Source organism: Vreelandella boliviensis LC1 (genome assembly GCF_000236035.1).
GTDB lineage: Bacteria > Pseudomonadota > Gammaproteobacteria > Pseudomonadales > Halomonadaceae > Vreelandella > Vreelandella boliviensis.
In genome coordinates, this window is record NZ_JH393262.1 from 1 (window position 1) to 6,225 (window position 6,225).

The following is a 6,225-nucleotide window of genomic DNA, read 5'->3' on the forward strand; positions in this document are numbered from 1 at the left end:
AACGCCAATATAAAGGTTTGCATGTGCTTTCCTTTAGTTTGGCTGGTGCGTCGACAATTATTGCAACTCTGCGCCCGCAAGAACCTGGGGATAGACTAGGTTGCCTCTTTTGTTAGCAAGCAGATCGAAGATTGCACCTTTCCAGAGCATCGTTCTTGACGCCATTCAAACAGCAGTGACGTGCTAAGCCTATTTTTGGGCCTGCGCGCAGGTTTGGTCTGTTTTATGCAGGTTTCAATTTGTTCACCCGTGTTTACAACAAATATGAGGCTTGCACTATGGATCTCGCTAGACAGAGATTTTCCAGAGGCACCGTTCCATCGAGTGTTTTGGCGTCCGTAACGATGGGGTTAGAAGAGTTCATCGATGAGCAGGGTGGGCACAGTGCCGAGGTGCTATCGCGCGCTGGCTTAACATCAAGGCTCTACCAAAGTCCGAATCGCCATATTTCCCTGAAGCACTATATAAATTCCATGCACGAGGCGGCACTGTCCACTGGCAACGAGCACTTTGGACTATGGTTCGGCGAGCAATTCGAGCCGGAAGGGTTGGGGTTGTTCGGATTCCATGCGATGACATCGCCGGATCTTCGTTCGGCTATTGAGGGCATGCAGGAATATTTTCCTATATTCCAGCGCAATAGCCTGCTTCAGATGGAGGTGAAAGAGGGCATCTGTCAGTTGGAATATCGGTTACTCGACGGTGAGATCATGGATCGTCGGCAAGATGCCGAACTGACTCTGGGGATGCTAAACAATGTGCTGAAACGGGCCATGGGGACGCATGGATCCCCTCTTGAAGTTCATTTCCAACACCCCGCCCTGGTGGACGCCCAGCAGCATCGTCAAGCATTCCACTGTGATATTCGCTTTCATCAGGAACGCAACGTGATCCTGTTCCGAGAGTCGTGTCTTGACCTGCCCATGCCGGATGCCCACCAGATGTTGAATAATGTGACCCTCGGCTCCATCCGTGAACTTGCCGGATTGGTTGAGCAGACATTGACCACCGTGCAGCGAGCCAAGAGCGAAATTATCGCACTCCTGCCCGACGGTGAGGCCAGTTTGGATCACGTCGCCCGGCGGCTAAACCTCTCCTCTCGTACGTTGCAGCGGCAGTTGGCGGCCGAGAAGCAATCATTCAAGCGTCTGGTCGATGAGGTACGCGAAGAGCTGGCTGTCTGCTACCTGAATTATGAGCGCCTTAGTGTGTCCGAGATCGCCTACCGCTTGGGTTACTCTGACGTCAGCGCGTTCACCCATGCCTTCATGCGCTGGAAAGATGTGAGTCCGAGTGATTGGCGTATGCAGTAGGCTGCTGTTGATGCCGGGTGCCATCGGAATGGCGCCAAATCACAAAACTTCCGTTTCCACGCACAACGCCTTTCCCCATCCTCCCTGAGACACTGAGACCGTCCAACATTAAAGGATGGGAATCATGACTCAAATGCCTAACGTTTTGCCCTCCGTATGGGTATGCCCTGACGAGAATGCGCTGGAGGAAGCCCATATCTTCCTTAAGTGTCATACCGTCAAATATATCCTTGTTCAGTTTGTTGACTTGCACGGCGGCATCAAAAGCAAGTCGGTTCCGGTTCATTGTCTCCGCGATGTGTCAGAGGGCGGTGCCGGTTTTGCCGGTGGCGCGATTCTGGGCTTCGATATGCAACCCAATGATCCAGAGTTCATGGTAGTGGCTGATCTCGCGACCCTGACGTTGCTGCCCTGGCTGCCTGGTTATGCCTGTGTGCGAGGCACCGGTATGGTCGGGGGAACGCCCTATCCGCTGGACCCGCGCAATGTGCTGGCGAAACAAACCATGCGCCTAAAGGAGCGGGGACTGCGCTTCATGACCGGGCTGGAGCCAGAGTTCTACCTCCTTAAGAAGGACAGCGAGGGCAGGGTTGTACCTTTCGATTCTACCGACACCCTCGACAAACCCACCTATGACTACCAGGGGATTACCCGCAACGCCGCTTTTCTTGAAGGCTTATACGATGCGCTGACAGTGATCGGATTGGACGTTTACCAGATCGACCATGAAGATGCCAACGGACAGTTCGAACTTAACTTCAAGTACGACGAGGCGCTGAAGTCCGCTGATAGCATGCAGTTTTTCAAGATGGCCGCCAAAGAGGTAGCTAATAACCTAGGCGCTATTTGCAGCTTCCTGCCCAAGCTGTCAGCGACGACCACGGGCAATGGCATGCATGTGCACTGCTCACTGGTGGATGACGAAGGCAATTATCTATTCCACGATGCCAGGGATCCAAGCGGGATGGGGCTGTCGAAAACGGCTTATCAGTTTATCGCCGGTATCATCGAGCATGCCTCGGCACTGACCGCGCTTCTCTGCCCGTCGGTGAATTCCTACAAACGGCTGATCACCGGGACGCCACAAAGCCCGAGTTGGGCGCCGGTCTTTATCGCCTATGGCGACAACAACCGCTCCGCCATGGTGCGTATTCCTTACGGACGCATTGAGGTGCGTATCGGCGACAGCAGCATGAATCCCTATCTGGCGACTGCTGCCATTATCGCGGCAGGCCTTGACGGCATCGACCGCGAGTTGCAAGCGCCCAGTGCCCATTCGGTCAATTTCTACGACCTGAGCCCCAAGCAGGTTGATGAGCTAGAGGTTGCTCGCCTACCTGAAAACCTGAATGAAGCCCTGAAGGCGCTGGAAGCGGACAGCATACTCACTGACGCCCTTGGCGAACGCCTAGTCGCTAGCTTCCTTGGCCTGAAACGCCAAGAGTGGAATGCGTATCACCGTGCCGTTTCCGAATGGGAAATCAACCGTTATCTCACCTTCTACTGATTCAACCTGCCAACTGGCTCAACTCGCTTTGCTGATTCTATTGATAAGGATACGTGACCATGCTCGAACTCACTCAAGAACAAATTGCACAATTTCGCCAAGACGGCTTTTTAATCGTCGATAAAATTATTGAGCCTGAAGCTGCCGCTGACATTTTAGAAAACTTTGCCGGCGTTTTTGACGGCACCTATCAAACCGGCATAAAGCCGGATGAAGTAAACCTGCCGGTCGGTGACCCGCCTTATACCAAACAGATTTGTAATGCCTGGAAGTCGGATCTGAGCGTTGCGCGACACATCCTATCCGAGAACCTGGGTCGAGCCTGCGCGCAATTGGGTGGCTGGGAGGGAAGCCGCCTGATGATCGACAACCTGCTCTGGAAACCTGTTAAAGGTCGCTCTATCGGCTTCCATCAAGACAGTATGTACTCACTCTGGATCAACAATCCCGCATTGGTTAGCTGCTGGGTGGCGCTGGATAAAACGACATCTGATGGCGGTACCCTGGTGTATATCAAGGGGTCGCACAAGTGGGGTGAAGCCAAGCCAATCATGCAGTTCCACGGCCCAGAAGATGACCTTAAAGAGGTTCGCGAATGGGCCGAGACTCATGGGCTTGAACTGGAGCTGGTGCCGGTAGTGGTGCCGCCAGGCGGTGGTGCCTTTCATGATGGCTGGTTATGGCATGGCTCACGCATTAACCAGGCAGCGGTGCCTCGCAGGGCGCTGGCAGCGCACTTCTTCCAGCATGATATCGAGTTCAACCCCGAGCTGATGACTGTCGGTAACGGGCCGATCTACGGCAAGTACAAGAAGTTCGGATCTAATGAGGTCGATGAAAGCTATTTCCCGATCACCTACCGTAAAGATGGTTACCGAACGCCGGGGCTGGACGAGTATCTAGCCAAAGGAATTGTGTAATGAACATTGTTGCCATCATGGCCGGCGGGATGGAGGGCCCCGCCGAGTCCGGCCGAATCGGTGAGGTGGTGGCGGAGTGCGGTGGTCGTTTGCACTGGTTCTACCGACGTTGCGGCGACCACTTACCACATGACATTGATGACTACGATGCCTTGATTGTCTTTGGTGGAGAAGTGAGTGTTCACGATCCACGCCTACAAGACTACTTCAATGAGCTGGCAGGATTGATCCACCGTTTTGCTGCGTCTGGGAAGCCGATTCTGGGTTCCTGCCTCGGCTGTCAGGCGATTGCCTATGCCTTTGGCGCCAACGTAAAGCCTCAGGGGTTTCTGGAATATGGCTTCACACCACTGGCGCTGACTGAGGCGGGTCTCAATGATCCGCTCCTGGATGGTTTGCCGCCCCAATCAATCCTTTTTGAGATGCACTCGGACACCTTCGAATTGCCAGAAGACGCCACTCTTTTAATGTACGGAAAGTCGGTCAAGCACCAGGCCTATCGCTTGGGGGACAGAATCTATGCGTTCCAATGCCACTTTGAGGTGACCTCGCAGATAGTCGATACCTGGAACCGGCGAGAACTGATTGATAACCCCACTCACGACCAGGATCTAATCATAGACATGATGGCCGAGGCGAAAAACGGCTTTAAGCAGTATCAAGTGGCGCAAACTGCGTTTGCTAGCACCGTGGTGCGCCGTTGGCTGAAACTTATTGACACCCTAGCGGTGTAAGGAGAGCCCTATGGGCACTGAAACGCTAACACTTGAGAGCCTGCAGGCTTCCCTTGACGCGCAACAAGCGATTATTGAGATGCATCAGTCGATGAATATGGAGGTGTTCTACTGGTGGTGTACGGCGCTAATGCTAATGATCCATGCAGGTTTTCTTGCCTATGAGATGGGCGCGTCGCGTAGTAAGAATGCGCTGGCAGCAGGGGTTAAAAACATTCTTGCCCTCGCGATGATTATACCCGTGTTCTATCTGGTGGGATGGTGGGTCTACCTTTCCTTCCCAGGGGGCTTGATACCCGTGTCGGTATCCGCAGCATTGCCCTGGTCGGCCAGTATGGGGCCGAACCTGGATGAAATGGGGACGGGTGTATTCTGGGCAGCGTTTGCACTTTTTGGTGCAACGTCCGGTTCCATCCTGTCCGGCGCGGTAATAGAGCGAATCCGGGTGAGTGCTTTCCTGATTCTCACCGTTTTGGTGGGTGGGATCGTATGGATATTGGGCGCAGCCTGGGGATGGCACCCGGACGGGTGGATGCTGGCCAAACTTGGCTATCACGATGTGGGGGCCTCTGGTGTCGTTCATGCGGTAGCCGGATTCTTTACGTTGGGGGTGCTTATCAACCTTGGGCCACGTCGGGGTAAGTTTATTAATGGCATCGCTCAGACGATAGCGCCCCATAGTCTGCCAATGACACTGATCGGCCTGATGATGATCATTTTTGGTTTCTTTGGCTTCCTGGGGGGATGCATCATTTTCAATACCGGTGACATTGGCTGGACGACCATCTACAACACACCAACCAATCTCTCGGCGTTTGCCTTCAATACCTTGATGGGCTTCGCTGGTGGCATTGTTGGTTGCTATTTTGCGACTCGAGACCCGTTTTGGACGATGTCTGGGGGGCTGGTGGGTATCATTTCTGTTGCGGCGGGCCTCGATCTTTATGATCCGGCGTTGGCCTTCATCGTGGCGGCAGGTGTCGGCGTGATGGCGGTCAAGTTTGCTCAGTTACTGGAACGTCGAGGTATCGATGATGCCGTGGGTGCTGTTGCCGTGCATGGTTTCGCAGGCGTGGCGGCGTTGATCCTGGTAGGTGTATTTGCAAGTGGTACACCGAACGCGAATGGCTATCCGCCTATTTCACTCAGCGGCCAAATGATCGCATCAGTCGTGATGGCATTGGTTGGCTTCGTTCCAGGTTACGGGGTCTCTTTAGCGCTCAAAAAGCTCAACCTGCTGCGGGTGCCTGAAAAAGTGGAAGACCTGGGTATCGATGAGGTTGAATTGATTGCCAAGTCCTACCCAGAGGCCAACGTGCCTGCCACGGTACAGAGCGAAGTTCCCAATAAATTGGGTAGTGCTTAAAACAGGAGATGAGCAATGGGTACATCATTCAACAGCTGGGATGAAGTCGCTGCCTACTTTATGTTCGCCGACAAGCTGATAGTGTTGATAATACTCGCCTTCATATTGGCCTTGATGTGTGTTGGCCTGGTCGCCTCAATAAAACGGCACGAAGACGAAGCATTTGCCGAACATCTTAATGAGGAGGTGAAAAAGACAACCTAGGTGTCCGCTTGGGAGGAGCGACTTTTGGCATAACAAACTATGCTTCTACACTACTAAGGCCTGTTGACGATTCCTCCGCGACCACGGTGAAGTGTCAATAGGCCCTAGTGCTGCTTAGCTACCACCTTGAACTGTTATTAACTACTTCACACCAGCTCACGCTTATCACGTCGTGCAACGC

General features: G+C 53.4%; 6 protein-coding genes. All 6 read left to right on the forward strand.

Annotated features, from left to right (window positions below; all coding sequences use genetic code 11):
* Positions 1-329 precede the first annotated feature (329 nt).
* The 6 genes from qhpR to KUC_RS18870 all read left to right on the forward strand — a co-directional run bounded on the left by qhpR (position 330) and on the right by KUC_RS18870 (position 6,044).
* Complete coding sequence (gene qhpR / locus KUC_RS18845; protein ID WP_167538003.1) at positions 330-1,313, forward strand: AraC-like transcriptional regulator QhpR; 984 nt, start codon at positions 330-332, stop codon at positions 1,311-1,313.
* A 124-nt stretch (positions 1,314-1,437) separates the two neighbouring features.
* Complete coding sequence (glnT, locus tag KUC_RS18850; protein WP_244264849.1) at positions 1,438-2,820, forward strand: type III glutamate--ammonia ligase; 1,383 nt, start codon at positions 1,438-1,440, stop codon at positions 2,818-2,820.
* Between the two features lie 59 nt (positions 2,821-2,879).
* Positions 2,880-3,740 (forward strand): phytanoyl-CoA dioxygenase family protein, encoded by an 861-nt coding sequence (locus tag KUC_RS18855; protein WP_040481784.1) that lies wholly within the window; start codon positions 2,880-2,882, stop codon positions 3,738-3,740.
* Positions 3,740-4,474, forward strand: a complete 735-nt coding sequence (locus KUC_RS19160; protein ID WP_007114859.1) for a type 1 glutamine amidotransferase — start codon at positions 3,740-3,742, stop codon at positions 4,472-4,474. The genes KUC_RS18855 and KUC_RS19160 overlap by 1 nt, the downstream gene beginning before the upstream one ends.
* 10 nt (positions 4,475-4,484) lie before the next feature.
* Positions 4,485-5,840: an ammonium transporter gene (locus tag KUC_RS18865; RefSeq protein WP_007114860.1), complete on the forward strand. Its 1,356-nt coding sequence runs from the start codon at positions 4,485-4,487 to the stop codon at positions 5,838-5,840.
* 15 nt (positions 5,841-5,855) lie between these two features.
* Complete coding sequence (locus KUC_RS18870; RefSeq protein ID WP_007114861.1) at positions 5,856-6,044, forward strand: hypothetical protein; 189 nt, start codon at positions 5,856-5,858, stop codon at positions 6,042-6,044.
* The last annotated feature ends 181 nt before the right edge of the window (positions 6,045-6,225 follow it).